Source organism: Klebsiella pneumoniae (assembly GCF_000742135.1).
Taxonomy (GTDB): Bacteria; Pseudomonadota; Gammaproteobacteria; order Enterobacterales; family Enterobacteriaceae; genus Klebsiella; species Klebsiella pneumoniae.
In genome coordinates this window covers 4,269,819-4,295,912 of record NZ_KN046818.1, presented here as the reverse complement: position 1 = coordinate 4,295,912, position 26,094 = coordinate 4,269,819, and the positions used below count along the sequence as shown (strand labels likewise).

23 protein-coding genes and 1 tRNA gene are annotated in these 26,094 nt (G+C 58.2%); 17 read left to right on the top strand and 7 right to left on the bottom strand.

The window, feature by feature from the left end:
• The first annotated feature begins 80 nt into the window (after nucleotides 1-80).
• From DR88_RS05395 to yejF, 8 genes are all read left to right on the top strand, one after another.
• Nucleotides 81-1,058: a CobW family GTP-binding protein gene (locus DR88_RS05395; protein WP_004144255.1), complete on the top strand. Its 978-nt coding sequence runs from the start codon at nucleotides 81-83 to the stop codon at nucleotides 1,056-1,058.
• Between the two features lie 37 nt (nucleotides 1,059-1,095).
• Nucleotides 1,096-1,815: a phosphatase PAP2 family protein gene (locus DR88_RS05400; protein WP_025861573.1), complete on the top strand. Its 720-nt coding sequence runs from the start codon at nucleotides 1,096-1,098 to the stop codon at nucleotides 1,813-1,815.
• Nucleotides 1,816-2,241: 426 nt separating this feature from the next.
• Nucleotides 2,242-2,811 (top strand): bifunctional murein DD-endopeptidase/murein LD-carboxypeptidase, encoded by a 570-nt coding sequence (mepS, locus tag DR88_RS05405; protein ID WP_002912967.1) that lies wholly within the window; start codon nucleotides 2,242-2,244, stop codon nucleotides 2,809-2,811.
• A 188-nt stretch (nucleotides 2,812-2,999) separates the two neighbouring features.
• A complete protein-coding gene (locus DR88_RS05410; protein WP_004149127.1) occupies nucleotides 3,000-4,562 on the top strand; it encodes a cyclic di-GMP phosphodiesterase in 1,563 nt (520 codons plus the stop codon).
• 68 nt (nucleotides 4,563-4,630) lie between these two features.
• Nucleotides 4,631-6,436, top strand: coding sequence for an extracellular solute-binding protein (locus DR88_RS05415; protein ID WP_025861569.1), 1,806 nt, complete (start codon nucleotides 4,631-4,633; stop codon nucleotides 6,434-6,436).
• A 9-nt stretch (nucleotides 6,437-6,445) separates the two neighbouring features.
• On the top strand, nucleotides 6,446-7,540 hold the full coding sequence (locus DR88_RS05420) for a microcin C ABC transporter permease YejB (RefSeq protein ID WP_004149130.1): 1,095 nt from the start codon (nucleotides 6,446-6,448) through the stop codon (nucleotides 7,538-7,540).
• The gene (locus DR88_RS05425; RefSeq protein WP_004149131.1) at nucleotides 7,540-8,565 is read left to right on the top strand and encodes a microcin C ABC transporter permease; all 1,026 of its coding nucleotides are present in this window, start codon (nucleotides 7,540-7,542) and stop codon (nucleotides 8,563-8,565) included. The genes DR88_RS05420 and DR88_RS05425 overlap by 1 nt, the downstream gene beginning before the upstream one ends.
• A 1-nt stretch (nucleotide 8,566) precedes the next feature.
• Entirely contained in the window at nucleotides 8,567-10,156 is a 1,590-nt protein-coding gene (yejF, locus tag DR88_RS05430; protein WP_004151118.1) for a microcin C ABC transporter ATP-binding protein YejF, read from the top strand.
• Nucleotides 10,157-10,159: 3 nt separating this feature from the next.
• Here yejF and DR88_RS05435 read toward each other — a convergent pair whose 3' ends face one another.
• The 3 genes from DR88_RS05435 to rsuA form a co-directional block, all read right to left on the bottom strand.
• Nucleotides 10,160-10,504, bottom strand: a complete 345-nt coding sequence (locus DR88_RS05435; RefSeq protein WP_002912974.1) for a YejG family protein — start codon at nucleotides 10,502-10,504, stop codon at nucleotides 10,160-10,162.
• A gap of 331 nt (nucleotides 10,505-10,835) precedes the next feature.
• Nucleotides 10,836-12,032 (bottom strand): Bcr/CflA family multidrug efflux MFS transporter, encoded by a 1,197-nt coding sequence (locus DR88_RS05440; RefSeq protein WP_002912975.1) that lies wholly within the window; start codon nucleotides 12,030-12,032, stop codon nucleotides 10,836-10,838.
• Nucleotides 12,029-12,748: a 16S rRNA pseudouridine(516) synthase RsuA gene (gene rsuA, locus DR88_RS05445; RefSeq protein WP_025861565.1), complete on the bottom strand. Its 720-nt coding sequence runs from the start codon at nucleotides 12,746-12,748 to the stop codon at nucleotides 12,029-12,031. The genes DR88_RS05440 and rsuA overlap by 4 nt, the downstream gene beginning before the upstream one ends.
• 147 nt (nucleotides 12,749-12,895) lie before the next feature.
• Between rsuA and radD the strand changes: the two genes are divergently transcribed.
• Together radD and rplY are read left to right on the top strand one after the other, a co-directional pair.
• The gene (gene radD / locus DR88_RS05450) at nucleotides 12,896-14,653 is read left to right on the top strand and encodes a DNA repair helicase RadD (RefSeq protein ID WP_004144263.1); all 1,758 of its coding nucleotides are present in this window, start codon (nucleotides 12,896-12,898) and stop codon (nucleotides 14,651-14,653) included.
• 136 nt (nucleotides 14,654-14,789) lie between these two features.
• Entirely contained in the window at nucleotides 14,790-15,074 is a 285-nt protein-coding gene (gene rplY, locus DR88_RS05455; protein ID WP_002912979.1) for a 50S ribosomal protein L25, read from the top strand.
• 58 nt (nucleotides 15,075-15,132) lie between these two features.
• Here rplY and DR88_RS05460 read toward each other — a convergent pair whose 3' ends face one another.
• Nucleotides 15,133-16,020, bottom strand: a complete 888-nt coding sequence (locus DR88_RS05460) for a LysR family transcriptional regulator (protein WP_032432037.1) — start codon at nucleotides 16,018-16,020, stop codon at nucleotides 15,133-15,135.
• Between the two features lie 104 nt (nucleotides 16,021-16,124).
• Here DR88_RS05460 and DR88_RS05465 point away from each other — a divergent pair, with 104 nt between their 5' ends.
• Nucleotides 16,125-17,411 (top strand): serine hydrolase domain-containing protein, encoded by a 1,287-nt coding sequence (locus DR88_RS05465; RefSeq protein ID WP_020317131.1) that lies wholly within the window; start codon nucleotides 16,125-16,127, stop codon nucleotides 17,409-17,411.
• Nucleotides 17,412-17,429: 18 nt separating this feature from the next.
• On the opposite strand, the gene DR88_RS05470 is transcribed toward DR88_RS05465, so the two are convergent.
• Nucleotides 17,430-18,026, bottom strand: coding sequence for an NUDIX domain-containing protein (locus tag DR88_RS05470; RefSeq protein WP_004144265.1), 597 nt, complete (start codon nucleotides 18,024-18,026; stop codon nucleotides 17,430-17,432).
• Between the two features lie 82 nt (nucleotides 18,027-18,108).
• On the opposite strand from DR88_RS05470, the gene DR88_RS05475 reads away from it, so the two are divergent.
• The gene (locus DR88_RS05475) at nucleotides 18,109-18,870 is read left to right on the top strand and encodes a DeoR/GlpR family DNA-binding transcription regulator (protein ID WP_002912986.1); all 762 of its coding nucleotides are present in this window, start codon (nucleotides 18,109-18,111) and stop codon (nucleotides 18,868-18,870) included.
• Nucleotides 18,871-18,889: 19 nt separating this feature from the next.
• On the opposite strand, the gene yejK is transcribed toward DR88_RS05475, so the two are convergent.
• A complete protein-coding gene (gene yejK / locus DR88_RS05480) occupies nucleotides 18,890-19,897 on the bottom strand; it encodes a nucleoid-associated protein YejK (RefSeq protein WP_004144267.1) in 1,008 nt (335 codons plus the stop codon).
• Between the two features lie 186 nt (nucleotides 19,898-20,083).
• Between yejK and DR88_RS05485 the strand changes: the two genes are divergently transcribed.
• From DR88_RS05485 to eco, 5 genes are all read left to right on the top strand, one after another.
• Entirely contained in the window at nucleotides 20,084-20,311 is a 228-nt protein-coding gene (locus DR88_RS05485; protein WP_004195346.1) for a YejL family protein, read from the top strand.
• A gap of 18 nt (nucleotides 20,312-20,329) precedes the next feature.
• Complete coding sequence (yejM, locus tag DR88_RS05490) at nucleotides 20,330-22,090, top strand: LPS biosynthesis-modulating metalloenzyme YejM (RefSeq protein WP_004149137.1); 1,761 nt, start codon at nucleotides 20,330-20,332, stop codon at nucleotides 22,088-22,090.
• 76 nt (nucleotides 22,091-22,166) lie between these two features.
• Nucleotides 22,167-22,243: transfer RNA gene (locus tag DR88_RS05495), tRNA-Pro, on the top strand.
• Between the two features lie 184 nt (nucleotides 22,244-22,427).
• Nucleotides 22,428-23,537 carry an AI-2E family transporter gene (locus DR88_RS05500; RefSeq protein WP_002912992.1) on the top strand — a complete coding sequence of 370 codons (1,110 nt, stop codon included), beginning with the start codon at nucleotides 22,428-22,430 and terminating at the stop codon, nucleotides 23,535-23,537.
• A gap of 174 nt (nucleotides 23,538-23,711) precedes the next feature.
• On the top strand, nucleotides 23,712-24,203 hold the full coding sequence (gene eco, locus DR88_RS05505) for a serine protease inhibitor ecotin (RefSeq protein ID WP_004175048.1): 492 nt from the start codon (nucleotides 23,712-23,714) through the stop codon (nucleotides 24,201-24,203).
• A gap of 66 nt (nucleotides 24,204-24,269) precedes the next feature.
• Here the strand turns inward: eco and mqo are convergent, their stop codons facing one another.
• The gene (mqo, locus tag DR88_RS05510; RefSeq protein ID WP_002912994.1) at nucleotides 24,270-25,904 is read right to left on the bottom strand and encodes a malate dehydrogenase (quinone); all 1,635 of its coding nucleotides are present in this window, start codon (nucleotides 25,902-25,904) and stop codon (nucleotides 24,270-24,272) included.
• Nucleotides 25,905-26,094 lie beyond the last annotated feature (190 nt).

Sequence of the window (26,094 nt, the reverse complement as noted above, 5' to 3'; positions counted from 1 at the left end):
CCTCAGGACTTCTCTTTTCCCCCTTTTTTCGTCAGGATAGACGTAACTGTTACAACATTACATTTATCCTGGAGAAAAGAGTGACCAGAACCAATTTGATCACCGGCTTTCTCGGCAGCGGTAAGACGACCTCGATTCTTCATCTGCTGGCGCAGAAGCCTGCGGATGAAAAATGGGCCGTACTGGTTAACGAGTTTGGCGAAGTCGGGATAGACGGCGCGCTGCTGGCCGACAGCGGCGCCCTGCTCAAAGAGATCCCCGGCGGCTGCATGTGCTGCGTCAATGGCCTGCCGATGCAGGTTGGGCTGAACACCCTGCTGCGCCAGGGCAAACCCGATCGCCTGCTGATCGAACCCACCGGTTTGGGCCACCCAAAGCAGATCCTCGATATCCTCACCGCGGCGGTGTATGAGCCCTGGATCGATCTGCGCGCCACGCTGTGCATCCTCGATCCCCGCCAGCTGCTGGATGAAAGAGCCGTCAGCAACGACAACTTCCGCGATCAGCTGGCCGCGGCGGACATCATTGTGGCGAATAAAAGTGATCGGGAAACCCCCGAAAGCGCCCGGGCGCTGGCCGACTGGTGGCAGCGCTGGGGCGGCGAGCGTCGCAAGGTGTCGGCAATCCAGGGCAATATCGATCTGACCCTGCTCGATGAGCCACGACGGAACACCGCCCCGCTGCCGGCGAGCGCGGAGCACGCCCACCGCCATTCCCCCACTTCCGGCCTCGCCGCGCTCAGCCTGGCGGAACACCAGCGCTGGCGCCGCCATCTCAACAATGGCCAGGGCTATCAGGGCTGCGGCTGGATCTTCGACGCGGAGACGGTCTTTGACACCATCGGCCTGCTCGAATGGGCCAGGCTGGCGCCAGTGGGGCGCGTTAAAGGCGTGATGCGCATTGCCGAGGGGGCGGTACGAATCAACCGTCAGGGGGAGGATCTCCATATCGAGACCCTCAGCGTCGCTCCGCCCGATAGTCGGATCGAGCTTATTTCCGCGAATGAAGCCGACTGGAACGCACTCCAGACCTCGTTGTTGAGGCTTCGTTTAAGTTAAGGCGGCTAAGGTTGCCGCCGACTGTCACAAAATCGCAATGGCTATGATGAAAAACCGAATTCCTTTAATCCTGCTGCTTAACATCGCGGGTGTAGCGCTATTTTGCTCCTGGTATCTGCCAGCCAACCATGGCGCGTGGTTGCCGGTCGACTCCGCGATCTTCCATTTCTTTAACCATGGCGTCAGCGTCAGCGTCAGCCATGCTTATGCCTGGCTGCTGGCGATCATCAACAATCGCGCCTTCGACGCCTGTTCGCTGCTGGCGATGGGCTGCCTGATGCTAAGCTATTGGCTAAAGGCGCCGACTGCAGGCCGTCGTCAGATCGCCATCATGGGCCTGGTGATGCTGCTGGCGGCGGTGATCATCAACCAGCTCGCACAACACCTGATGCCGGTACAGCGCGCCAGCCCGTCGCTGTTTTTTAGCGATATTACCCGCGTCAGCGACGTCGTTAACTTCCCCACTAAGGATGCGTCGAAGGACAGCTTCCCTGGCGATCATGGGATGATGCTGCTGATCTTCGCCAGCTTTATGTGGCGCTATTTTGGCCGTCGCGCGCTGGGCGTCGCGCTGATTATCTTTGTGGTCTTTGCTTTCCCGCGGGTAATGATTGGCGCCCACTGGTTTAGCGATATTGCCGTCGGCTCCCTGACCGCCGTGCTGATCGGCGCGCCCTGGGTATTGATGACCCCGCTGAGCGATAAATTGATCGCCTTTTTCGATCGCTACTTACCCAGCAGAATATCGGCCAAATAATGTCTCCGGCAGCCGCCAGAGTCATTAACTATAAGGGGACCTTTTGGGTCCCTTTTTACATTTTCCCTTTTTTTCAACACGACGTTCATCTTCTTGTCACATTAATCCCGTGACAAATGAAGGAATTGTCTGTTTTTTGCCCGATATTGCCGTAATTTTGGCCTTTCCCGATGATTCACTTTTTGTCACCAAAATACTTATAAGAAATCGCGCAAAACTGCTCGCCATGCGGCGTTTGATAGGGTAATCTCGTTCTCGTTTTGCCTTTTCCGCAGCATTAATTCAGGGCATGAATAAAATTGTGCGTGACTGCACAAATTTAAGCTTAAGGAATTGTCTCATTGCGGATGGGTATTTAGGCTCTAACACGTTTGGCATTTTTTATAACGACATTGTCGTTAAGGACAACAAGGGAAAATAAACAGCATGGTCAAATCTCAGCCGATTTTGAGATATATCTTGCGGGTAGCCCCCGCGATTGCAGTAGCGGTTCTGCTTTCCGCGTGTAGTTCAACAAGTACCGCCAGGAATATGCATTCTGAGACGCATGCTGTGGGTAGTGGCGATTTATCATCACTGCAAGCCTCTCAGGATGAATTTGAAACGATGGTCCGTAACCTGGACGTAAAGTCCCGTTTAATGGATCAGTATGCCAGCTGGAAAGGCGTGCGTTACCGCCTCGGCGGCAGCACCCGCAAGGGTATCGACTGCTCAGCGTTTGTGCAGCGCACCTTCCGCGAACAATTTGGTCTGGAACTGCCGCGTTCAACTTCTGAACAGCAGGAAACCGGAAAATCGATTTCTCGTGCCCAACTGCGTACAGGCGATCTGGTTCTGTTTCGTGCCGGCTCTACCGGCCGCCATGTCGGGATCTACCTCGGCAACAACCAGTTTGTTCACGCCTCCACCAGCAGCGGGGTGACTATCTCCAGCATGGATGAGCCATACTGGAAAAAGCGCTACAATGAAGCGCGTCGAGTCCTGAGCCGCTCGTAAACTGTCCTCCACCGCCGCCGGTTATCCCTTGGCTGGCTGCGGGATAAAAAACACTGCCCCAGGCAGTGTTTTTTTTTGCCACCTGGTTCTCAACGTCGCAAAATAAGCTATGTCTTTTAAGTGGGAATGAGAAAAACGACGACCGACACTCCGTTGATGCGCTTCAATAACACGGAAAGAATCTGGCTATGCTTACTCGCTACTTTTCGCCCCAGCGTAAAACCTGGTTAACCAGCCTGAGCGTGGGGATCATCGTCGCGCTGTTGGCCGGGAGCATTCAGTTTATGGTGATCTACCATAACCGGGCCGAGCGTTTCGACGCCATTATCAACAATGTTAATACCTATCTGAAAAGCTATTTTCACGACCTGCGCCAGACCATTGACGGCCTGCAGCCGCTGGTGGACCAGCCCTGCGAGAATATTGACTCCGGGCTTACCTCCCACGCCGCGTTCAGCCCCAACGTCCGCGCTTTCCTGCTGGTCAAAAACGGCATCGCCTTTTGCTCATCGGCTACGGGAGCCATGAATACGCCCCTCAGCCAGCTGATCCCGGCCATCGATATCGGCAAACCCGTTGCTATGGCGATTTTACCAGGCACGCCGATGATGCCGAAGAGCGCGGCGCTGGCGCTGTGGGTAGGTAAACCCGGCGATCAAAACAGCGGCATTTTCGTGTCGATTAACGCTAATCTCACACCGTATATCCTCTATTCCGCGCGGCAAAACGATTTCAGCGGCATTGCGCTGGCCATCGATCACACCGCTATCTCCACCTTCAGTAATCGGCTGGTGGATCCGCAAACGCTGCATAACGCGCCGATCCGCCAGGCACAGATCGAGGGCTTACCGCTGAAGGTCTACCTGTATGCCAACAGCTGGCTGGCGGAAAATACGCAGTTTGCTCTGCTGCTCGGGGTCGTCTGCGGCCTGCTGGCGGGGCTGCTCTGCTATTACGTGCTGACGATCAAATCGGATCCGCGAAAATCCATTCTGCTGGGGATCAAAAATAACCAGTTCTACATCGTTTATCAGCCGGTGGTTAATGCTCAGACTCTACGTATCAGCGGCGTGGAGGTCCTAATGCGCTGGCGCCATCCGGTGGTTGGTGAAATTCCGCCCGACGTTTTTATTAACCTGGCCGAAACCCAGCAGATGATCGTGCCGCTAACCCATCACCTGCTCGCGCTGATCGCCAGCGACGCTGCGGTGTTGAAGCGTATTCTGCCGCGCGGCGTGAAGCTGGGACTGAATATTTCCCCTGCCTATCTGCAGGCCGACAGCTTCCGCGACGATATGCTGCGCTTCGCCGCCGCGCTGCCAGCCGACCACTTTCACGTGGTGCTGGAGGTAACCGAGCGGGCGATGATTGATAAAGAAAAATCGATGGCTAACTTCGCCTGGCTCCACCGCCAGGGATTCGAAATCGCGATTGATGATTTCGGCACCGGGCATAGCGCGCTGATCTATCTCGAACGCTATAACTTCGATTATCTGAAGATCGATCGAGGTTTTGTGCAGGCGATTGGTACTGAAACAGTAACCTCGCCGGTGCTGGATGCGGTACTGACCCTCAGCCGCCGGCTGAAATTAATGACCGTCGCCGAAGGGGTGGAGACCCAGGAACAGGCGGAGTGGCTTCGCGGCCAGGGCGTTCATTTCCTGCAGGGGTACTGGATCAGCCGACCGCTGTCGCTGGCCGGGCTGGTGGCTGCGCACGATGAACCCGCGAACTATTTCACAACGCGCTAAGTCTCACTTATGATGCGGGAACGGATGTCGGCCATGGGGGCCGGCCATGACAGGGTATTCTGCCGCCTATGTATGCGCGCCTCTTTCTGTTTCTGCTGGCTCTGTTTAGCCTGGACGCTAAGGCGCAAACCATTCAGGAAAGCGTAGCCTTCGCGATTATCGGCGAACCGAAATACGCCGCCGGTTTCAGTCATTTTGATTACGTCAATCCCAGGGCGCCGAAAGGCGGCACCCTCACCCTGGCGGCGATCGGCACCTTTGATAACTTCAACCGTTATGCGCTGCGCGGCAACCCCGCGGTACGCACGGAGGCGCTCTACGATACCCTGTTCACCACCTCGGATGATGAGCCCGGCAGCTACTACCCGCTGATTGCCGAGCGGGCGCGCTATGCCGAGGACTATTCCTGGATGGAGATCGCGCTCAACCCGCGCGCCCGCTTCCATGACGGCACGCCGATCACCGCCCGCGATGTGGCGTTTACCTTCAACAAGTTTATGACCGAAGGGGTGCCGCAGTTTCGCCTGTTTTATAAAGGCACCACCGTGAAGGCCATCGCGCCGTTGACCGTGCGTATTGACCTCGGCCAGCCCGGCAAAGAGAACATGCTGAGTCTGCTGAGCCTGCCGGTGATGCCCGAGGCGTTCTGGCGCCAGCACAAACTCAGCGACCCGCTGTCGAAGCCGCCGCTGGCCAGCGGGCCATACCGCATCAGCGCCTGGCGAATGGGGCAATATATTATCTATTCCCGGGTCGCCGACTACTGGGCGGCCGACCTGCCGGTCAACCGCGGTCGCTGGAATTTCGATACGCTGCGCTATGACTATTATCTCGACGACAATGTCGCTTTCGAAGCCTTTAAAGCGGGAGCCGTCGATCGCCGGGAAGAGACCGTCGCCAAAAACTGGGCTACCCGCTACGTCGGTCGCAACTTCAGCCGCGGCTACATCATTAAAGATGAGCATACCAATACCTCGGCGCAGGATACCCAGTGGCTGGCGTTCAATATTCAGCGCCCGATTTTTGCCGATCGCCGGGTGCGGCAGGCCATTACCCTGGCGTTCGATTTCGAATGGATGAACAAGGCGCTGTTTTACAGCGCCTATCAGCGCGCCAACAGCTATTTCCAGAACACCGAATATGCCGCCCGCAGCCTGCCTGACGCAGCCGAGCTGGCCCTGCTGACGCCGATGAAAAACGAACTGCCCTCGGAGCTCTTCAGCCAGGTTTACCAGCCGCCGGTCTCCCGCGGCGATGGCTTCGACCGCGCCAACTTACTCAAAGCCGACGCCCTGCTCAATGCGGCGGGCTGGACGGTGAAGAACCAGCGCCGGGTCAACGCCGCCACCGGCAAGCCGCTGCGCTTTGAGCTACTGCTGCCGGCCGGAGGCAATGACCGCTGGGTGCTGCCGTTTCAGCACAACCTGCAGCGTCTGGGGATCGTCATGGATATTCGTCAGGTTGATAATTCGCAGTACAGCAACCGCCGCCGCAGCCGGGATTACGACATGATGCCAAGCCTGTGGCGCGCCATGCCCTGGCCGGGGACCGACCTGCAAATATCCTGGGCGTCCGACTATATTCACTCCAGCTACAACGCGCCGGGGGTGCAAAGCCCGGTAGTGGATAAGCTGATTGCGCAGATCCTGCAGTGGCAGGGCAATAAGCAGAAACTGATCCCTCTCGGTCGGGCGCTGGATCGTGTGCTGACCTGGAATAACTACATGTTGCCGATGTGGTATATGGCGCAGGACCGCACCGCGTGGTGGAATAAGTTCTCTTTCCCCGCGACCCGCCCCATCTATTCGTCCGGCATCGATACCTGGTGGTACGACGTGAACAAAGCGGCCACCCTCCCCGCGGACAGACGCTAAGGACATCCCATGGGCAGCTACCTGATCCGCCGTTTGCTGTTAGTCATCCCCACCCTGTGGGCCATCATCACCATTAACTTTTTTATTGTCCAGATCGCGCCTGGCGGCCCGGTCGATCAGGCCATCGCCGCCATCGAGTTTAATCAGCGCGGCGGGATGCCGGGGGCTGGCGACGGCGGCATGGGCGCCAGCCATGCCCGCACCGGCGCAGGCAATATCAGCGAGGGTCACTATCGCGGCGGGCGCGGCCTCGACCCGGAAGTCATCGCCGAGATCACCCACCGCTACGGCTTCGATAAACCGCTGCACGAACGCTATCTGAAGATGCTGAGCGATTATCTGCGCTTTGATTTCGGCGACAGCCTGTTTCGCAGCGCGTCCGTGCTGCAGCTGATTAAAGACAGCCTGCCGGTCTCGGTGAGCCTCGGGCTGTGGAGCACGCTGATTATCTATCTGGTCTCCATTCCGCTGGGCATCCGCAAAGCGGTCAGCAACGGCAGCCGCTTTGATATCTGGAGCAGTACGCTGATTATCATTGGCTATGCGATCCCTGCCTTTCTGTTCGCCATCCTGCTGATCGTGATTTTTGCCGGCGGCAGCTATTTCGACCTCTTCCCGCTGCGCGGTCTGGTCTCGCCAAATTTCGACACCCTCCCCTGGTATCAGAAGATCCTCGACTACCTGTGGCACATCACCCTGCCGGTGCTGGCGACGGTAATTGGCGGCTTTGCCGCGCTGACTATGCTGACCAAAAACAGCTTCCTCGACGAGATCCGCAAACAGTATGTGGTCACCGCCCGCGCCAAAGGCGTTGGTGAGAAACAGATCCTCTGGGGACACGTGTTCCGTAACGCCATGCTGCTGGTGATTGCCGGCTTCCCGGCCACCTTTATCAGTATGTTCTTTACCGGCTCGTTGCTGATCGAAGTGATGTTCTCGCTAAACGGCCTGGGTCTGCTGGGCTATGAAGCGACGGTCTCCCGCGACTATCCGGTGATGTTTGGCACGCTCTATATTTTCACTCTGATTGGCCTGCTGCTGAATATCGTCAGCGATATCAGCTATACGCTGGTCGACCCGCGCATTGATTTTGAGGGCCGCTAATGTCTTTCTTCAGTCCCGTTAATCAGGCCCGCTGGGCGCGCTTTCGCCACAACCGTCGCGGCTACTGGTCGCTGTGGCTGTTTTTAATTCTCTTCCTTTGCAGCCTGGGCGCCGAGCTGCTGGCCAACGACCGCCCGCTGCTGGTGCAGTACCGGGGCCAGCTGTACGTCCCGGTGTTAAAAAACTACACTGAGCAAACCTTCGGCGGCGCGTTCGCCACCGCCGCCGACTATCAGGATCCCTGGCTGCAGCACCAGCTGGCGACTCACGGCTGGGCGCTATGGCCGCCAGTGCGCTTCGGCGCGACGACAATTAATTTTGCCAGCACGGTTCCCTTTCCATCGCCGCCCTCGGCCAGCAACTGGCTCGGCACCGACGCCAACGGCGGCGATGTGCTGGCGCGGATCCTCTATGGGACACGCATCTCGGTGCTCTTCGGTCTGCTGCTGACGCTGTTCTCCAGCGTGCTGGGGGTGCTGGCCGGGGCGATACAGGGTTACTACGGCGGTAAAATCGACCTGTGGGGACAGCGCTTTATCGAAGTCTGGTCCGGCATGCCAACGCTGTTCCTGATCATCCTGCTCTCCAGCGTCGTGCAGCCGGGCTTCTGGTGGCTGCTGGCAATCACCGTTCTCTTTGGCTGGATGACGCTGGTGGGCGTGGTGCGCGCGGAATTTCTCCGCACCCGCAACTACGACTATGTTCGGGCGGCGCAGGCGTTAGGGGTTAGCGACCGGCAGATCATCCTGCGGCATATGTTGCCCAACGCGATGGTGGCGACCCTCACCTTCCTGCCCTTTATCCTGTGCAGCTCCATTACCACCCTGACGTCGCTGGATTTTCTCGGCTTCGGCCTGCCGCTCGGCTCGCCCTCCCTCGGCGAGCTGCTGCTGCAGGGCAAAAACAACCTGCAGGCGCCCTGGCTGGGCATTGCCGCATTTCTCTCCGTCGCCGTGCTGCTGACGCTACTGATTTTTATCGGTGAAGCGGTTCGCGACGCCTTTGATCCGAGTAAGGCGGTGTAATATGACCCACCCGCTATTAGCTATCGACAATCTCTCTATTGCCTTTCGCCAGCAGGGTGAGACGCAGACCGTGGTGCACAATCTGTCGCTCGAGGTGGCGGTCGGCGAAACGCTGGCCCTGGTGGGCGAATCCGGCTCCGGTAAGAGCATCTCCGCCCTGTCGGTGCTGCGGCTGCTCCCTACCCCGCCGGCCAGCTACCCCAGCGGTGACATCCGTTTTCATGGCCAGTCGCTGCTGCATGCGGATGAGGCGACCCTGCGCGGCGTGCGCGGCAACCGGATCGCGATGATCTTTCAGGAGCCGATGGTATCGCTCAATCCTCTGCACACCCTGGAAAAACAGCTCTACGAGGTGCTGTCGTTACACCGGGGAATGCGCAAACAGGCGGCGCGCGGGGAGATCCTCGACTGCCTGGAGCGCGTCGGGATCCGTCAGGCGCCGCGGCGGCTGGCGGACTATCCGCATCAGCTCTCCGGCGGCGAGCGCCAGCGGGTGATGATCGCCATGGCGCTGCTGACGCGCCCGGAGCTGCTGATCGCCGACGAGCCGACTACCGCCCTGGACGTATCGGTGCAGGCGCAAATTCTGCAACTGCTGCGCGAGCTGAAGCAGGAGCTGAACATGGGGCTGCTGTTTATCACTCATAACCTGAGCATCGTCCGCCAACTGGCTGACCGGGTGGCGGTAATGCAGAACGGCCGCTGCGTGGAACACAATGACTGTCGGGCGCTGTTCAGCGCGCCAGCGCATCCCTACACCCAACGCCTGCTGGATAGCGAGCCGGACGGGGAGCCGGTGCCGCTGGCCGCCGATGCCCCGGTGCTGCTGCAGGCGGACGATTTAAAGGTGGCGTTTCCCGTTCGCAAAGGGATCCTGCGTCGGGTGGTCGATCATCATCGGGTGGTCAACAGCCTTAGCTTTCAGCTGCGCGCCGGCGAGACGCTGGGCCTGGTGGGGGAGTCGGGTTCCGGTAAAAGCACCACCGGCCTGGCCCTGCTGCGCCTGATCCCGTCCGGGGGCAAGATAACCTTCGCCGGCCAGCCGATTCAGGGGCGTAACCGCCGACAGCTGCTACCGCTGCGCCGACAGATGCAGGTGGTTTTTCAGGATCCGAACTCGTCGCTCAATCCGCGCCTCACAGCGCAGCAGATCATTGAGGAAGGCTTGCGCGTCCACCAGCCGACGCTGACGGCGGCCGAACGCGAACAGGCGGTGATCCTTGCCATGCAGGAGGTCGGCCTCGACCCGGCCAGCCGCCAGCGCTATCCGGCGGCGTTCTCCGGTGGCCAGCGACAGCGTATTGCCATCGCCAGAGCGTTGATCGTCAAACCGCAGCTGATCGTCCTCGATGAACCGACCTCATCGCTGGACAAAACCGTTCAGGCGCAGATCCTGAACCTGCTGAAAGCCTTACAGCGAAAGCATCAGCTGGCCTATATTTTTATCAGCCATGATTTAGGCGTGGTGCGGGCGCTATGTCACCAGGTGATGGTGCTGCGTCAGGGAGAGGTGGTCGAACAGGGCGAGTGCAAATCCGTCTTCAGCGCACCCCGGCATGAGTATACCCGCCAGCTGCTGGCGCTAAGCTGACGGTCAGAAAGGGTTATTGCCGGAGAAGGGCTCGGCGATGGCCACGCCAAAGTTTTTCAGACGACAGGTGGCGGCAAACTCATCCTGCAGGTTTACGAACAGGCAGGGTTCGCCTTCGCACTCCAGCACGGAACAGTCGACTTCGATGTCGCTTAACGCCTGGCTGAGCTTATGCATCACCGGCCAGGCTTTCTCACCGTCCGGGCTCAGCAATTTCAGGGCAACGAGACTGTTCTCGTTCTGCGCGCCGTTTTGCGGAATCGGTTCAACTCTGGAACCCGCAAAACCGGCCAGCCAGCGATAGCTCTGCGGCAGACGGTGTACGATAGAGAGTTGTTGTGTATTCACTTGGTTTCCCCGGAAGCAAAAGGCTTTACAATAAATTTACATCAATACTAACACACTGTTGACAAATAGTCCTGCCTTGAGGCAGAAAACGTTTACAGCGGCGGCGGACCAGGGTTAAGCGCTTATAATCCAGCGCTTTATTTTTTATACCCGGCGAGCCGATTGGCGCTATATGTACCCGTTTCTGTGATCCAAAACAACTTTTTTATCGCAACAATGCGACTTTTTACACTAATTGATTTTACATAAAGGAAACAAATCGCAGAACCCTGAAGCCCATTGCGGTTGACATGCATCAAGAAAGGGGCGATTTCGCCCCTGAAAATGTGACCTAGCGTGCGATTTTTCGCCGCCGGGATGCGTAAAGCGAGAAGAAAATAGAGCAGGTTGCGCAGAAGGCAATAGAGATCAGCATCGGCCAGGCGGTGGTAAACGTCGCCATCGACAGCAGCGCGCCGATAATCGCCCCGATACCGAAACGGAAAGTCCCCGCCAGCGACGAAGCAGTGCCCGCCATATGCGGAAACTCATCGAGGATCACCGCCATGGCGTTAGACGACACCATGGATACGCAGCCGACAAAGGCCGCTACGCCGATCACCAGTGACCAAAAGCCGACATCCAGCAGCGCGCAGACCACCATCCACACCGCCATGGCAAACTGGATCCACAGCCCGGCGCGGAACATACGCAACGCCCCTACCCGCCGCACAAACCGGCTGTTGAACATGGTCATCAGAAACAGAAAAACGATGTTCAGCGCAAAATAGTAGCCAAAGTGCTGAGGCGCGACGTGGTTTATATTGATGTAGACAAAGGGACCGGCGCTAAGGAAAGAGAACATGCCCGCGAAGCTAAAGCCGCTCGCCAGCATATAGCTCAGTACCCGCTTGTGGCGGAACAGAGTGGCAAAGTTACCCAGCGTGGTGCGCAGATGGAACGGCTGACGCCTTTCAGCCGGCAGCGTTTCGCGGATAAACAGGCCGATCATCAGCGAGGCCAGCAGGGCCACCAGGGCGAGGATCCAAAAGATGGCATGCCAGCTGAACCAGACCAACACCGCCCCGCCGACCATCGGCGCCACCAGCGGCGCAATGGTCGTGACCAGCATGACAAACGACATCATGCGCGAAAACTCATCTTTCGGATAGATGTCGCGCATCAGGGCGTTAATCACCACGCTGGCCGCCGCGGCTGCCAGACCGTGGAAGAAACGCATGACAATCAGCATATCGACGGTTTGCGACAGGGCGCAGGCTACCGCCGCCGCGGCGAAGACCAGCGTCCCGCCGAGGATCACCGGCTTGCGGCCAAGGCTGTCCGCCATCGGGCCGTACAGCAGCTGACCCAGCGCAAAGCCAAGGATATAGGTGCTGAGCGTCATCTGCGCGCTGCCGTCCGGGACGTTATACTGGGCAGCGATCACCGGCAGGGCCGGAAGATACATATCAATAGACAGCGGCATCAGCATGGCCAGCAGGCCAAGGATAAACACAATCCCCAGTGAAGAATTCTGCTTCAGCGTCACGTTTTACTCCGTGGCTGCGGGGCGCCCACGCTGGCGATTTCCGCTTCCGTCAGCGGACGATATTCACCCGGCGCCAGCGATTCATCCAGCAGGATGTCGCCGATGCGTTCCCGATGCAGGCCAACCACGTGGTTGCCCACGGCGGCGAACATGCGTTTCACCTGATGGTAGCGGCCTTCGCTGATGGTGAGGCGCACTTCGGTCGGAGTGATAACTTCCAGCAACGCCGGTTTGGTGAGATCTTTTTCGTTATGCAGCTGGACGCCTTTGGCGAACAGCTCAGCGGTCCCTTCCGCCAGCGGGCTTTCCAGCGCCACCAGATAGGTTTTTTCACAGTGGTGGCGCGGCGAGGTAATGCGATGCGACCACTGGCCGTCATCGGTCATCAGCACCAGCCCGGTGGTGTCGATATCCAGCCGTCCGGCGGCGTGCAGCTTATGCGCCACCGGCTCGTCGAGGAAATAAAGGATAGTCGGATGATCGGGATCGTCGGTGGAACAGACGTACCCTTGCGGCTTGTTGAGCATAAAGTAACGCGGGCCATTCTGCTGGGTCAGCGTATTTCCGTCATACTCCACCTCGTGCTCCGGCTGGAGCTTAAAAGAGGCATCTTTCACAATGTCGCCGTTCACGGTAACGCGGCTGCCGCGAATTTCACGCCCGGCAATAGCCCGGCTGACGCCCAGCTGCTGAGCGATAAACTTATCAAGTCGCATGAGATTTTTTTAGCCTGTCATAGTGCTGGAGCGGGCAAATCGCCCGAAAAAGAAGAATTTCACCGGCTAGTATAACGGGCTCTTAACACCACTCAAGGGAAAAGATTCATGGCATACTATTCGCCAGTTAATTAGCCCCGTGAATTCATGACTTTTACATTACGTCCTTACCAACAAGAAGCCGTCGATGCCACCCTCGCCTGGTTCCGTCGCCATACCGAGCCGGCGGCGATTGTCCTGCCCACCGGCGCGGGCAAAAGTCTGGTGATCGCCGAGCTTGCCAGGCTGGCGCGCGGCCGCGTGCTGGTGCTGGCCCATGTCAAAGAGCTGGTGGCGCAGAACCATGCCAAATACTGCGCCCTTGGCCTCGAGGCGGATATCTTCGCCGCCGGCCTGCAGCGAAAAGAGAGCCACGGCAAAGTGGTGTTCGGCAGCGTGCAGTCGGTGGCACGCAATCTCGACCAGTTTCGCAGCGAATTTTCGCTACTCATCGTCGATGAATGCCACCGCATCAGCGATGATGACGACAGCCAGTATCAGCAGATCATCGGTCACCTGCGGCAGGTCAATCCGCAGATCCGGCTGCTCGGCCTGACGGCCACGCCGTTCCGCCTTGGCAAGGGCTGGATCTATCAGTTCCATTATCATGGGATGGTGCGCGGCGATGAAAAGGCCCTGTTCCGCGACTGCATCTATGAGCTACCGCTGCGCTATATGATTAAACACGGCTATCTGACGCCGCCGGAGCGCCTCGATATGCCGGTGGTGCAGTACGATTTCAGTCGCCTGCAGGCGCAAAGCAACGGCCTGTTCAGCGAAGCCGATCTTAACCATGAGCTGAAAAAACAACAGCGTATCACGCCGCATATCGTCAGCCAGATCGTGGAGTTCGCCGAAAACCGCAAAGGGGTGATGATCTTTGCCGCCACCGTGGAACACGCCCGGGAAGTGACCGGCCTGCTGCCGGTAGGCCAGGCGGCGCTGATCACCGGCGAAACGCCTGGGCCGGAGCGGGATCGCATCATCGAGGCCTTTAAAGCGCAGGCGTATCGCTATCTGGTGAACGTCGCGGTGCTGACCACCGGCTTCGACGCCCCGCACGTCGACCTGATCGCCATCCTCCGCCCCACCGAGTCGGTGAGTCTTTACCAACAGATCGTTGGCCGCGGTCTGCGCCTGGCGCCGGGGAAAACCGACTGTCTGATCCTCGACTACGCCGGCAATCCGCATGACCTGTATGCCCCGGAAGTGGGGACGCCGAAGGGCAAAAGCGACAACGTGCCGGTGCAGGTCTTCTGCCCGGCCTGCGGCTTCGCCAATACCTTCTGGGGCAAAACCACCGCCGACGGCACCTTGATTGAACACTTTGGCCGCCGCTGCCAGGGGTGGTTCGAAGATGACGACGGCCACCGCGAACAGTGCGACTTCCGCTTTCGCTTTAAAAACTGCCCGCAGTGTAATGCGGAAAACGACATCGCCGCCCGCCGCTGCCGGGAGTGCGACACTATACTGGTTGACCCGGACGATATGCTGAAGGCGGCGCTGAAGCTGAAGGACGCGCTGGTGCTGCGCTGCAGCGGCATGGCCCTGCAGCACGGCGGCGACGAGAAGGGCCCGTGGCTGAAAATCACCTACTACGATGAAGACGGGGCGGATGTCAGTGAGCGCTTCCGTCTGCAGACCCCCGCCCAGCGCACCGCCTTCGAACAACTGTTTATTCGCCCGCATACCCGCACCCCCGGGGTGCCGCTGCGCTGGATAACGCCGGCGGATATCGTGACCCAGCAGGCGCTGCTGCGCCATCCGGACTTTGTCGTCGCCCGCATGAAGGGGCAGTACTGGCAGGTGCGGGAAAAAGTGTTCGATTATCAGGGGCGTTTTCGTCGCGCCAACGAGCTGCGTTAATTAGCGGAAAGCTGAGGTTTTGATTGCCCGGGTGTCGTTTGGCGGCTATAATGCCGCCCGCTTTTGCATTCGCAAAGCAGATAATCCGCCTGTTGCTGGGTCGCCTGTAGCAGGCTTTATATATAGAGAGACATCAATGTTTACTATCAACGCAGAAGTACGTAAAGAGCAGGGTAAGGGTGCGAGCCGCCGCCTGCGCGCAGCTAACAAGTTCCCGGCAATCATCTACGGTGGCGAAGCTGCTCCGGTTGCTATCGAACTGGACCACGACAAAGTATGGAACATGCAGGACAAAGCTGAGTTTTACAGCGAAGTTCTGACCGTCGTTGTTGATGGCAAAGAAGAAAAAGTCAAAGTTCAGGCTGTTCAGCGCCACGCGTTCAAGCCGAAACTGACTCACATCGACTTCGTTCGCGCGTAATCGCCGATAGCAAGTTGTATGGCAAGCGCCCCGGGGTCTCAGGCTCCGGGGCGTTTTGTTATCTGCGCTGCCAAAGCTCCGGCGCCTCGTGCACGATGTCGCTAAGCATCCGATGCTTATTCATTCCGGGCAGCCAGAGCATCACCATGGTGACGTTCAGCCCCTGACTGCCGACCTCCGTCGCGATTTCACTGACTCCCTGCCACTCGCCTGGCCGCAAATGGTCCGGTAAAAACCCCCAGCCCCTCCCCCGCTCCAGCGCATGGCGCAACAGGGTAATTTCATTCATATACAGCGTATGGCCGGAAATCTGCAGCCGGCGGGCGATTTGATCGTCACTGCGCCGGTGCATCACTAACTGCGGCGTCAACGAAAGATTCAATAACGTCAGCGGCCGCGGAGCGTCGTGGAACAGGCTGTCCGCCGCGTAGAAACGCAGATCCACGGTGCCGAGCGCCCGCCACTCCATTTCGCTCCCCAGCGTGCGGTTGTTAGCCTGACAAATCGCCATCTCCGCCACGCCATCGCTCAGCGCCTGCTCGGCTTCGCGACGCGAGGCGCTCCAGCAGCTCAGGCGGATCTGCCGTCGGGCCAGGTTATCGGCCAGCGCACAGAGAAATTCACGCGGCACGAAGGGATCGTACACCAGACGCAGCGCCTGCCCAGCGGTTTGCGGCAGCGTTTGCGCAAAAGACTCGAAAGCCTGCGCCTGACGCAACAGCAGATGCGCCTGGCGAAACAGCTGCTCGCCCTCGGCAGTTAGCGTCAGGCTACGTCCTTCACGGCTGAACAGCCGGTAGCCCAGCGCATCTTCCAGATAGTCCAGCAGATCGCGCAGCGTGGTCCGGTCTTTAGCTAAACGAATGGCCGCCTGCGACAGGCTGCCGGTCTCAGCAATCGTCGCGAAGGCTTCAATCTGTGCGAATGAGTACTGTAGGGTTTTCATCCTTTTTCTCCCTTAAGGGGGAAAATCCCCCATGTGCTGATTTTAGCCGGCGCGCGCCGATTTATATACTGCGCAGCGAATCTATGGCAAACGAGGAAATGACAATGATAAGAAAACCACTGGCCCTGGCGTTAATATTGGCGGCGCTGCCGGCGGCGGCAATGGCGCAACACTGCGGCAGCCTGACGCTGGATGTCTGCCCAACGCCTTACGATCAAACGCTACCCGCGGCCAAAGACATGCTCAGCTGGGATCAGACTTCACGCGTGATTGGCTTTCGCAATGACTATCGCAACTATGCCGGCGATGTCTTCCGCCACGGCGCCTCGACGCCGCTGGAGCGCGCTGAAAAACAACTGACCGATGCCCGCTATACGCTCAACGGCCACACCTGGAATTTGCAGGATTACCTGAAGCGCGAGAACGTCAGCGGTATGCTGGTGCTGAAAGATGGTAAAGTCGCCTGGAAATATCTCGCCGAAGGTAATACCGACACCACCCTGTGGACCTCGCGCTCGGTAGGCAAATCGGTGGTCTCGACGCTGGTCGGTATCGCCATTCAACAGGGTAAAATCCACTCCCTTGATGACCTGATTACCGTTTATGAACCCGAACTGAAAGGCACCGCCTGGGACGGCGTAACGCTGAAGCAGTTGATTCAACACACCAGCGGGGTGGAATGGAATGAAGACTACACCGACCCGCACTCGCATTTCGCCCGCCTGACCCAGTGTGAAGCGCAGCCCGGCGCCTATGCCTGCGTGCGTAAGATCGTCACTGGCCTGGCGCGTCAACACCCGGCGGGCGAGCAGTGGTCCTACTCTTCCGGCGGCGCCTGGCTGCTTGGGGATATCCTGGAGCGCGCCACCGGCATGTCGCTGGCCGCCTGGCTTGAACAGGCTCTATGGCAGCCGGCCGGGATGGCCCACGACGGCGTGTGGCATGCTTATCAGCAAGGGAAGCACGACGTCGGCGCCCACGGCTTTAACGCCACCCTTGAAGACTGGGGCCGCTTTGGTGAATTCGTCGCCCGTGACGGTCGGTTAAGCAATGGCAAACAGCTGGTGCCGACTGGCTGGTTCGATCAAGCCGCCAGCTGGACCAAGGCGCTAAACTCGGTCTCGGCAGCGCATCCGGAGGGTATTTACGGCTATCAGTGGTGGAATAACGCGATTCCGGCGAATGCGCAAAACGTCCAGCCGACGCCGCAGGAAGGGCTTAAAGGGTCGCTGTGGGCACTGGGGATCTACGGCCAGGTGATCATGGTGAACCGCGCGGAACACCTGGTGATCGTCCAGTGGTCGACCTGGCCGCAGGCGGAACCTTCCTTCAACGCTCAGCCGTTGGAAGCGGCGCTGATGTACAGCGCCATTGCCCGCGAGCTGCGTTAACTCCCCGCTCCTTGCCGCTCAGCCGGCGAGGAGCGTGTCGGCATTCAGCGCCAGGTGTTGCAGCAGGATAATGGTTTTAGCATCCATGATCTCGCCATCGCGAATAGCCTGCAGCGCCCGCGTCAGCGGCCACTCCAGTACTTCAATATCCTCACCTTCCGCCGCCAGTCCGCCGCCGTCGCCCCGACGGTCATCGGCCTGATATTCGGCGATAAAAAAGTAGAGTTTTTCGGTGACGGAGCCGGGGCTCATAAAGACGGTGAAGACGGGTTCGACACGCGTCACGCGAAAGCCGGTCTCCTCTTCCGCTTCGGCAACGATCCGCGCCTCCGGCGAGGCGTTATCCAACAGCCCGGCGGCCGCCTCAATGAGATATCCGTCGTGGCCATGAGTAAATACCGGAAAACGGAACTGACGGGTCAGGACCACCGTCCGCTTTTCCCGGTTGTAGAGTAAAATGACTGCGCCGTTGCCCCGGTCATAAGCCTCGCGGCTCTGCTCCTGCCAGCGACCGTCCCGACGCAGCAGTTCGAAGGTATATTTTTTCAACGTGTACCAGTTATCCGAGAGCAGCGTCTCGCGAACGTGGCGGACGTGCGGTGCGTGTGTTTGCATGTTATTTCCCCTTTGAGGTGACAGCAGGCACCATAACATGCATAATCGTGCACAAACAAGATCATTCGATGAAGGAAAACCGATGCTCGCCAGTCAGAGAAAACAGCAGATCCTCCAGATCCTCACCGAGGAAAAACAGGTGATGTCCGGGGAGCTAAGCCAGCGGTTTAACGTCTCCGAGGACTCCATTCGCCGCGATCTGCGCGAGCTGGCGGCGGAGGGAAAACTGCAGCGGGTCCATGGCGGGGCATTGCCGGTATCCGCCGCCATTGCGCCAATTGAAACGCGCAAAAGCGTGCAGATCGCCTCCAAGCAGGCGGTCGCCCGCGCCGCCGCCGCCCTGATCCAGCCGGGACAGGTGGTGATTGTCGATGGCGGCACCACCACCGCGGCGATGATCGGCTTTTTACCCGCCGACCTCAGCTGCACGGTGGTCACCCACAGCCCGGGCATCGCCGTGGCGCTGGTGGACCACCCGCGAATCGAGGTGATCCTGCTCGGCGGCAGAGTATTCAAACATTCGGTTGTCGCCGTCGGCGCCGAGACGCTGGCGGGAATGGCGCGGATCAACGCCGATCTGTTCTTTATGGGGGTGACCGGCGTCCACCCGCGGGCGGGTTTCACCACCGGTGATTACGAAGAGGCAGGCATCAAGCGCGCGCTGACGGCCAGGGCGGCAGAAACCGTGGTAATGGCCTCCCGGGAGAAGCTCAACGCCGCGTCGGCCTTTGCCATCGGCGAGCTGAGCCTCGCCAGTACGCTGATTGTCGATGGAGAACCCGACGCCGCGCTGCGCCAACAGTTGGTGCAGAGCGGCGTGGAGATCGTCCCCGTTCAGCGGTAGCGCCGCCGGGGCACAGGGCTTAATTGCCGCCTGACGTCCGGCGCTGCAGCTGGTCGCGCAGATTCGGCGGGGTACCCTTAATGGTCAGGGTATCAGTGGCGGGATCCCAGAATACGCGTTCGCCCAGCAGCATGGCGTCGAAGTTAATGGTCAATCCGCCGCCGCTGCCGGCAAACTTGGTCAGCTGACGTAAGGTGCTGCGATCCGCCGGGAAGCTCTCTTCCAGCTCATAGCCCTGCTCAGCGGTGAATTCCTGGAAGCTCTTTTCGCTGACGCCGGCGAGCTCTTTGGACAGCGACTCCAGCTCAATCTCTTCCCCAGCCTGCAGCTGTTCGTTGCAGTAGGCGTAGACCTGCTGGCGCACGTTCTGTCGCTCGGATTTATCAAGCTGGGCATCGGCGGCGAAGTCATCCACCGCCTGCAGCAGGCCGCGGTTCTGCGCTTTGGCGTTAAGCCCTTCGCTGGCGCCGAGGAAATCCATAAAGAAATCGGCCACTTTGCGCCCTACCCGCCCTTTCAGGAAGGTCAGATAGCGGGTCGACTCCGGGTTGGTTTCCCATTCGGTGAGATCGATGCGCGCGACGATATCGGCATGGTTAATATCCAGATAATGGGTCGAGCGGATATCCAGCTCTTCGTTGACGCGCATACTGCTCAGGTTATTGAGTACCGCCACCAGCAGATACTCGACCGCAAGGTAACGATACTGGCAGAAGAGGACAATGCCTCCTTCGGCGAACGGGTATTTCGCCAGCTCATCGCGCAGGCGACCGGTCGCCGCGCGGCTAAACGCCAGAAACTCTTCTTCCCCCTGACGCTGCAGGCGCAGCGCCTGGGCCAGTTCGCTCTCTTCATTGAACAAGCCATAGGCTTTGCTTTTGGCGCTATAGACCCGGTGCAGTTCAGCCATCATCTCGACGACCGTCGCGTTCGGCTCCAGCAGTGACTCGCGCAGCACCAGCTCCAGATTTTGTTCATCACGTTTGATTAACTGATGCAGGGCAATCTGGTCGATATCCAGACTCATGTTAAACTCTCCTTTTAGACCGGGCGGTATTCAACCACCGCCGGGTGGCCGACGCAACTGGCGCCACACATTTCGACGTCGTTACCGTCGATTGATGCGCTTTTGCGCCGCGGCGAAAAAATGCGGAAAAAAAGCTGCTGCTACGGTAATATGTTGCCCTTTCACGAACAAACAGATTTTGAGTTTATGCCGCAAATTTCCCGCTATAGCGATCAACAGGTCGAACAGTTGCTCAGCGAGCTGACGAACGTCCTGGAATCACACAAAGCCCCGGTGGACCTTTCACTGATGGTGTTAGGCAATATGGTGACCAACCTGATCAACAGTAGCGTCGCGCCGGCGCAGCGTCAGGCCATCGCCCGTTCTTTCGCGCAGGCTTTGCAATCTTCGATTAACGACGATCCAGCGCATTAAGGATAACAGCAACAGTATATGGTGACTCTACGTCAGCCCTACCGAGAAAAAGTCTCCCAGATGGTTAGCTGGGGGCACTGGTTCGCCCTGTTCAACATGTTGTTGGCCATGGTGCTCGGCAGCCGCTACCTTTTTGTCGCCGACTGGCCGACGACGCTTGCCGGACGACTGTTTTCGTACGTCAGTCTCGTCGGGCATTTCAGCTTTCTGGTGTTTACCAGCTATGTGCTGGTCCTCTTTCCGTTGACCTTTATCGTGGTCTCGCAGCGCCTGATGCGCTTCCTGTCGGTGATCCTTGCCACCGCCGGGATGACGCTGCTGCTGATAGACAGCGAGGTTTTTACCCGCTTCCATCTGCACTTAAACCCGGTCGTCTGGGAGCTGGTCATCAACCCTGACCAGAATGAGATGGCGCGCGACTGGCAGCTGATGTTTATCAGCGTCCCGGTCATCTTTTTGATTGAAATGCTCTTCGCCACCTGGAGCTGGCAAAAGCTGCGCAGCCTGACGCGCCGCCGCCATTACGCCCGCCCGGTCGCCTGGTTCTTCTTTTTGTCGTTCGTCAGCAGCCACCTGGTCTATATCTGGGCGGACGCCAATTTCTATCGCCCGATCACTATGCAGCGGGCGAATCTGCCGCTCTCCTATCCGATGACCGCCCGTCGTTTCCTTGAGAAACATGGCCTGCTCGACGCCCAGGATTATCAGCGTCGTCTGGTGGAGCAAGGGGCGCCGGAGGCGGTATCGGTCCAGTATCCGCTTAGCAACCTGCGCTACCGTGACCTCGGCGCGGGCTACAACGTGCTGCTGATCACCGTCGACAACCTGAACTACTCGCGGTTTGAAAAGACCATGCCGGCGCTGGCGGCATTTGCCAAAGAAAACGTTAACTTTACCCAGCATATGAGCTCGGGCAATACCGCCGACAGCGGCCTGTTTGGCTTGTTCTACGGTATTTCGCCTGGCTATATGGACGGTGTCCTCTCGGCGCGTATTCCCGCCGCGCTGATTACCGCCCTCAACCAGCAGGGCTACCAGCTGGGCCTCTTCTCCTCCGATGGGTTTAGCAGCCCGCTGTATCGCCAGGCGCTGCTCTCCGATTTCTCGCTGCCGAGCGCGAAGACCCAGAGCGACGAGCAGACGGCCAATCAGTGGATCGGCTGGCTGGACCGTTACGCGCAGGATGAGAATCGCTGGTTCTCGTGGATCTCGCTCAATGGCACCACTCTCGACGACACGCAGCAGCAGGGCTTTGTCCGCCGCTACAGCAAGGCGGCAGGCGACGTTGATGCCCAGATCGATCGGGTGCTGACTGCGCTGCGCGAAGCCGGCAAACTCGATAATACGGTGGTAATTATTACCGGCGGCCACGGCAAGCCGCTGAATGCGAAACACGACGCGTTCGACTGGTCGCGCGAGCAGCTGCAGGTGCCGCTGGTTATTCACTGGCCGGGCACGCCGGCGCAGGAGATTGCCACCCTGACCGATAACAAAGATGTGATGACTACGCTGATGCAGCGCCTGCTTCACGTTTCGACGCCGGCCAATGAGTACTCGCAGGGAGAAGATCTGTTCAGCGCCGCGCGGCGTCGTAACTGGGTCACCGCGGCCAACGGCGATACGCTGGCCATCACCACCCCGACCATCACCGTGGTCCTCAACCATAACGGCACCTATACCACCTGGAGCCGCGACGGCGAGAAAATTAAAGATCAGAAACCGCAGCTCAGTCTGTTGCTGCAGGTCCTGACTGACGAAAAACGCTTTATCGCTAACTGATTGATTAATTATGAATCAATCGCGCGTGACCCGCTTGCATTCGCCTGGGGAACGGGTAATATTGTTCCCCACGCGTCGGCACGTAGCGCAGCCTGGTAGCGCACCGTCATGGGGTGTCGGGGGTCGGAGGTTCAAATCCTCTCGTGCCGACCAAAAACTCCACAGAAACCAGCCTTTTAAGGCTGGTTTTTTTATGCCTGTTTCCCCTGTTGCCGCCCGCTCGCTTAATTTGTGCCCTTTCTTCAATGTATCGTGAAGATGTACGACTATCCTGATGGTAAATTACGTCGTAGCATCTATTATTCGACCGTATGACTCATAAGCAGGAGCGGATAACATGAGAGTTAATGGACTTACCAAAGGATTTTTCATCCTTATCGTCTTCATTGTAACCCTGGCCTTTTTTGATGTTCTCTCACCCTATTATTCCGCCATCCTTTGGGCTGCGATCCTCGCGGTGATTTTTAATCCGGTCAAAAACAAGATCCGTACCCGCCTCGGCGAGCGCAATGGCCTCGCGGCGCTGATGACCATCGTCATTATCTGTCTTATCGTTTTTACGCCGCTGGCTATCATTCTCTCCTCGCTGGCCTACGAGCTCAACCTGGTGTACAGCAAACTGCAGCATAACGACACCCAGTTTCCGACGGTGGTCGCCAGCCTGTTCGCCCATCTTCCCGGCTGGGCCAGAAGCTTCCTCGCCGATCATAACCTTGATAGCGCGCAGCAGATCCAGCAGCAGCTCTCTGATGCCGCTCTGAAAGGCGGTCAGTATCTGGCCGGCAGCGCGTTTCTGATTGGCAAAGGGACTTTTGGCTTCACCGTCAGCTTCGGCATCATGCTGTATCTGCTGTTTTTCCTGCTGAAGGATGGACCTTATCTGGTGCTGTTGATCCTCGAGTCTCTACCGTTATCAAGCTATGTGAAGCAGCATTTGTTCGCTAAATTCGCCGCTGTGGCCCGCGCCACGGTAAAAGGTACCGTCGCCGTGGCGCTGGCGCAGGGGGCGCTGGGTGGCTTTGCCTTCTGGATCGCCGGTCTGGACGGCAGCATTCTCTGGGGAGCGCTGATGGCGTTTCTGTCGCTTATCCCGGCGGTGGGCTCGGCCATTATCTGGGTGCCAGCGGCCATCTACCTCTTCGCCACCGGCCAGCTGTGGCAGGGCGCCTTTATCGTCGGCTTCTTTGTGATTGTGATTGGCCTGGTGGATAACATTCTGCGTCCACTGCTGGTGGGCAAGGATACCAGGATGCCGGACTATCTGATCCTTATCGCCACTCTGGGCGGCATGGAGATCTACGGTATCAACGGCTTCGTGATCGGGCCGCTGATCGCCGCCCTGTTTATCGCCTGCTGGAACCTGCTGTCGGGACGAGAACATGCCGGCAATACCGATGAAATCGATGAAGAGTTTATTGAGGAAGCGAAAAATAGCCGTAATGAATAGCTTTCCCGGCAGGGGGCTGGCGGCCCGCCAGCGCCTCTGTTGCGCTCTGCGCGGCCGATGTCTTACCAGTAAATAACACTATTCATTTTGCAAAAATTGGTAAATAAATCTTAACATTCAGCTGAGTGATGATAGGCTATCTCTGTCAGGAACGAAAATAAAGGATGATCAACCGTGAAAAAAATCACTACGCTAGCCGTTTCTCTGCTGACCGCCGCCTGCATGTCCGCTGGCGCATTGGCCGCAGACCAGCCGCTGGAAAAAGTCGCGCCGTTCCCGAAAGCGGAAAAAGGCATGAAGCGTCAGGTTATTCAGCTGCCGCAGCAGCAGGATGAGTCGGCGCTCAAGGTTGAGCTGATGATCGGCCAGACGCTGGAAGTCGACTGCAACCATCATCGTCTCGGCGGGGAACTGGAAAGTAAAACCCTGGAAGGCTGGGGCTATGATTACTATGTCTTTGAGAAGCTGAGCGGCCCGGTATCCACCATGATGGCCTGCCCGGACGGCAAAAAAGAGAAGAAATTTGTCACTGCCGGCCTCGGGGATGACGCCATGCTGCGCTACAACAGCAAACTGCCGATCGTGGTATACACGCCGAGCAATGTCGATGTGAAATATCGCATCTGGCGCGCCGACGAGACTATCGGCAACGCCGTCGTCCGCTAAGGCGAACAGCGCAAACGGCAATAAAAAACGGCAGCCCGCAGGCTGCCGTTTTTGTCAGAGCGTTTATCAGAGCGCGATATCCGCCATCGGCTTGCCGCCGCTCAGCGGCTTCAGCTCCGCCTGCGGTACCTCATCCACCGCCCCGGCTGGCTCATATTTCAGTTCCAGCACTTCACTGGTCCACGCCAGCGCTTTCTCGATCTCCGCCGGGTTGCCGTCAAGACGAATACCGTAGGTTGGGATGATCGCCTTCAGCTTGGCCTGCCATTCCGGCGAATTGACTTTATCTTTAAACACTTTTTCCATTAGCTGCAGCATGATAGGCGCCGCGGTGGAGGCCCCTGGCGACGCGCCGAGAAGCGCCGCGACGGTGCCTTCATCATCGCTGACCACTTCGGTGCCCAGGCGCAGTACCCCGCCCTTCTTCGCGTCGCGCTTAATGATCTGCACGCGCTGACCGGCCTGCCACAACCGCCAGTCCTCTTTCCGCGCTTCCGGATAATATTCGCACAGCGCGGCCAGACGATCTTTATCTTTCTGCATCACCTGGCTAATCAGATATTTTACCAGATCGAAGTTGTCCAGGCCGACGTTGAGCATTGGCAAAATATTTGAGGTATTCGTCGAGGCCAGCAGATCCCACAGCGAACCGTTCTTCAGGAAACGGGTCGAGAAGGTGGCGAATGGTCCGAACAGCACCACGCGTTTACCGTCGATAATACGGGTATCGATGTGCGGCACCGACATCGGCGGCGCGCCCACTTCGGCCTGACCGTAGACCTTCGCCAGATGGTGGTTCACCACCTCCGGATTTTCGCAGACCAGGAACTGGCCGCCGACCGGGAAGCCCGCATACTCTTTGGCCTGCGGAATGCCGGTCTCCTGCAGCAGGGTCAGCGCTGCGCCGCCGGCGCCGATAAAGATAAATTTAGCTTTAATGACCCGCTTCTGACGACGATTGTCGGCATCCGCCAGGGTGACCGTCCAGCTCTTGTCGGCGTTGCGCTTGAAGCGACGCACCACGGTGCCCAGCTGTAGGGAGAAATTATCATGCTTTTGCAGACCGGCGATCAGCTGGCGGGTAATTTCACCATAGTTGACGTCGGTTCCCACTTCTGAGCGAGTGGCGGCGACCTTTTGCAGCGGGTCGCGGCCTTCCATCACCAGCGGCGCCCAGGCTTTGATCTGCTGATGGTCTTCAGAATAGCGAATACCGCGGAACAGTTCACTTTGCTGCAGCGCCGCGTAGCGCGCACGCAGGAAGTTGACGTTATCTTCGCCCCACACAAAGCTCATGTGCGGCACGCTGTTAATGAAAGATTTTGGTTTGTTCAGGACGCCGCGCGTCACCTGATGCGCCCAGAACTGACGCGAGATATGGAAGGCTTCGTTGATGTCGACCGCTTTGTCGATATTGATGCCGTTGGCGGTCTGCGGCGTGTAGTTCAGCTCCATCAGCGCCGCGTGGCCGGTACCCGCATTATTCCACCCGTTTGAGCTCTCTTCCGCCACGCTGGACATCTGCTCAACCATGGTAATAGACCAGTCTGGCTCAAGCTCCTGCAGCCAGGTTCCCAGTGTGGCGCTCATAATGCCGCCGCCAATCAACAATACATCCGTCTCTTGCTCATGGCGGGTGTTGGTCCGAGTGCTGTTGGGACCAACCGCCTGTGAGCGTGGTACGGCCATCTTTTTATTCATCGGATTTGAGCCTTACTTTACTCGCTGTTTTTATTTAGCGCAGGTGATACGATTCTCACCCCTCACGTTACCACCGAAGCTCAAAAATTTAAATATTGTTTAAATTTTAAGTTCTGTTTTGAGATCCGTTATAAAAATGTTTAATAAATGTATACACCAAATCACTTTTTGTACTGGTGCGCTGACAGAT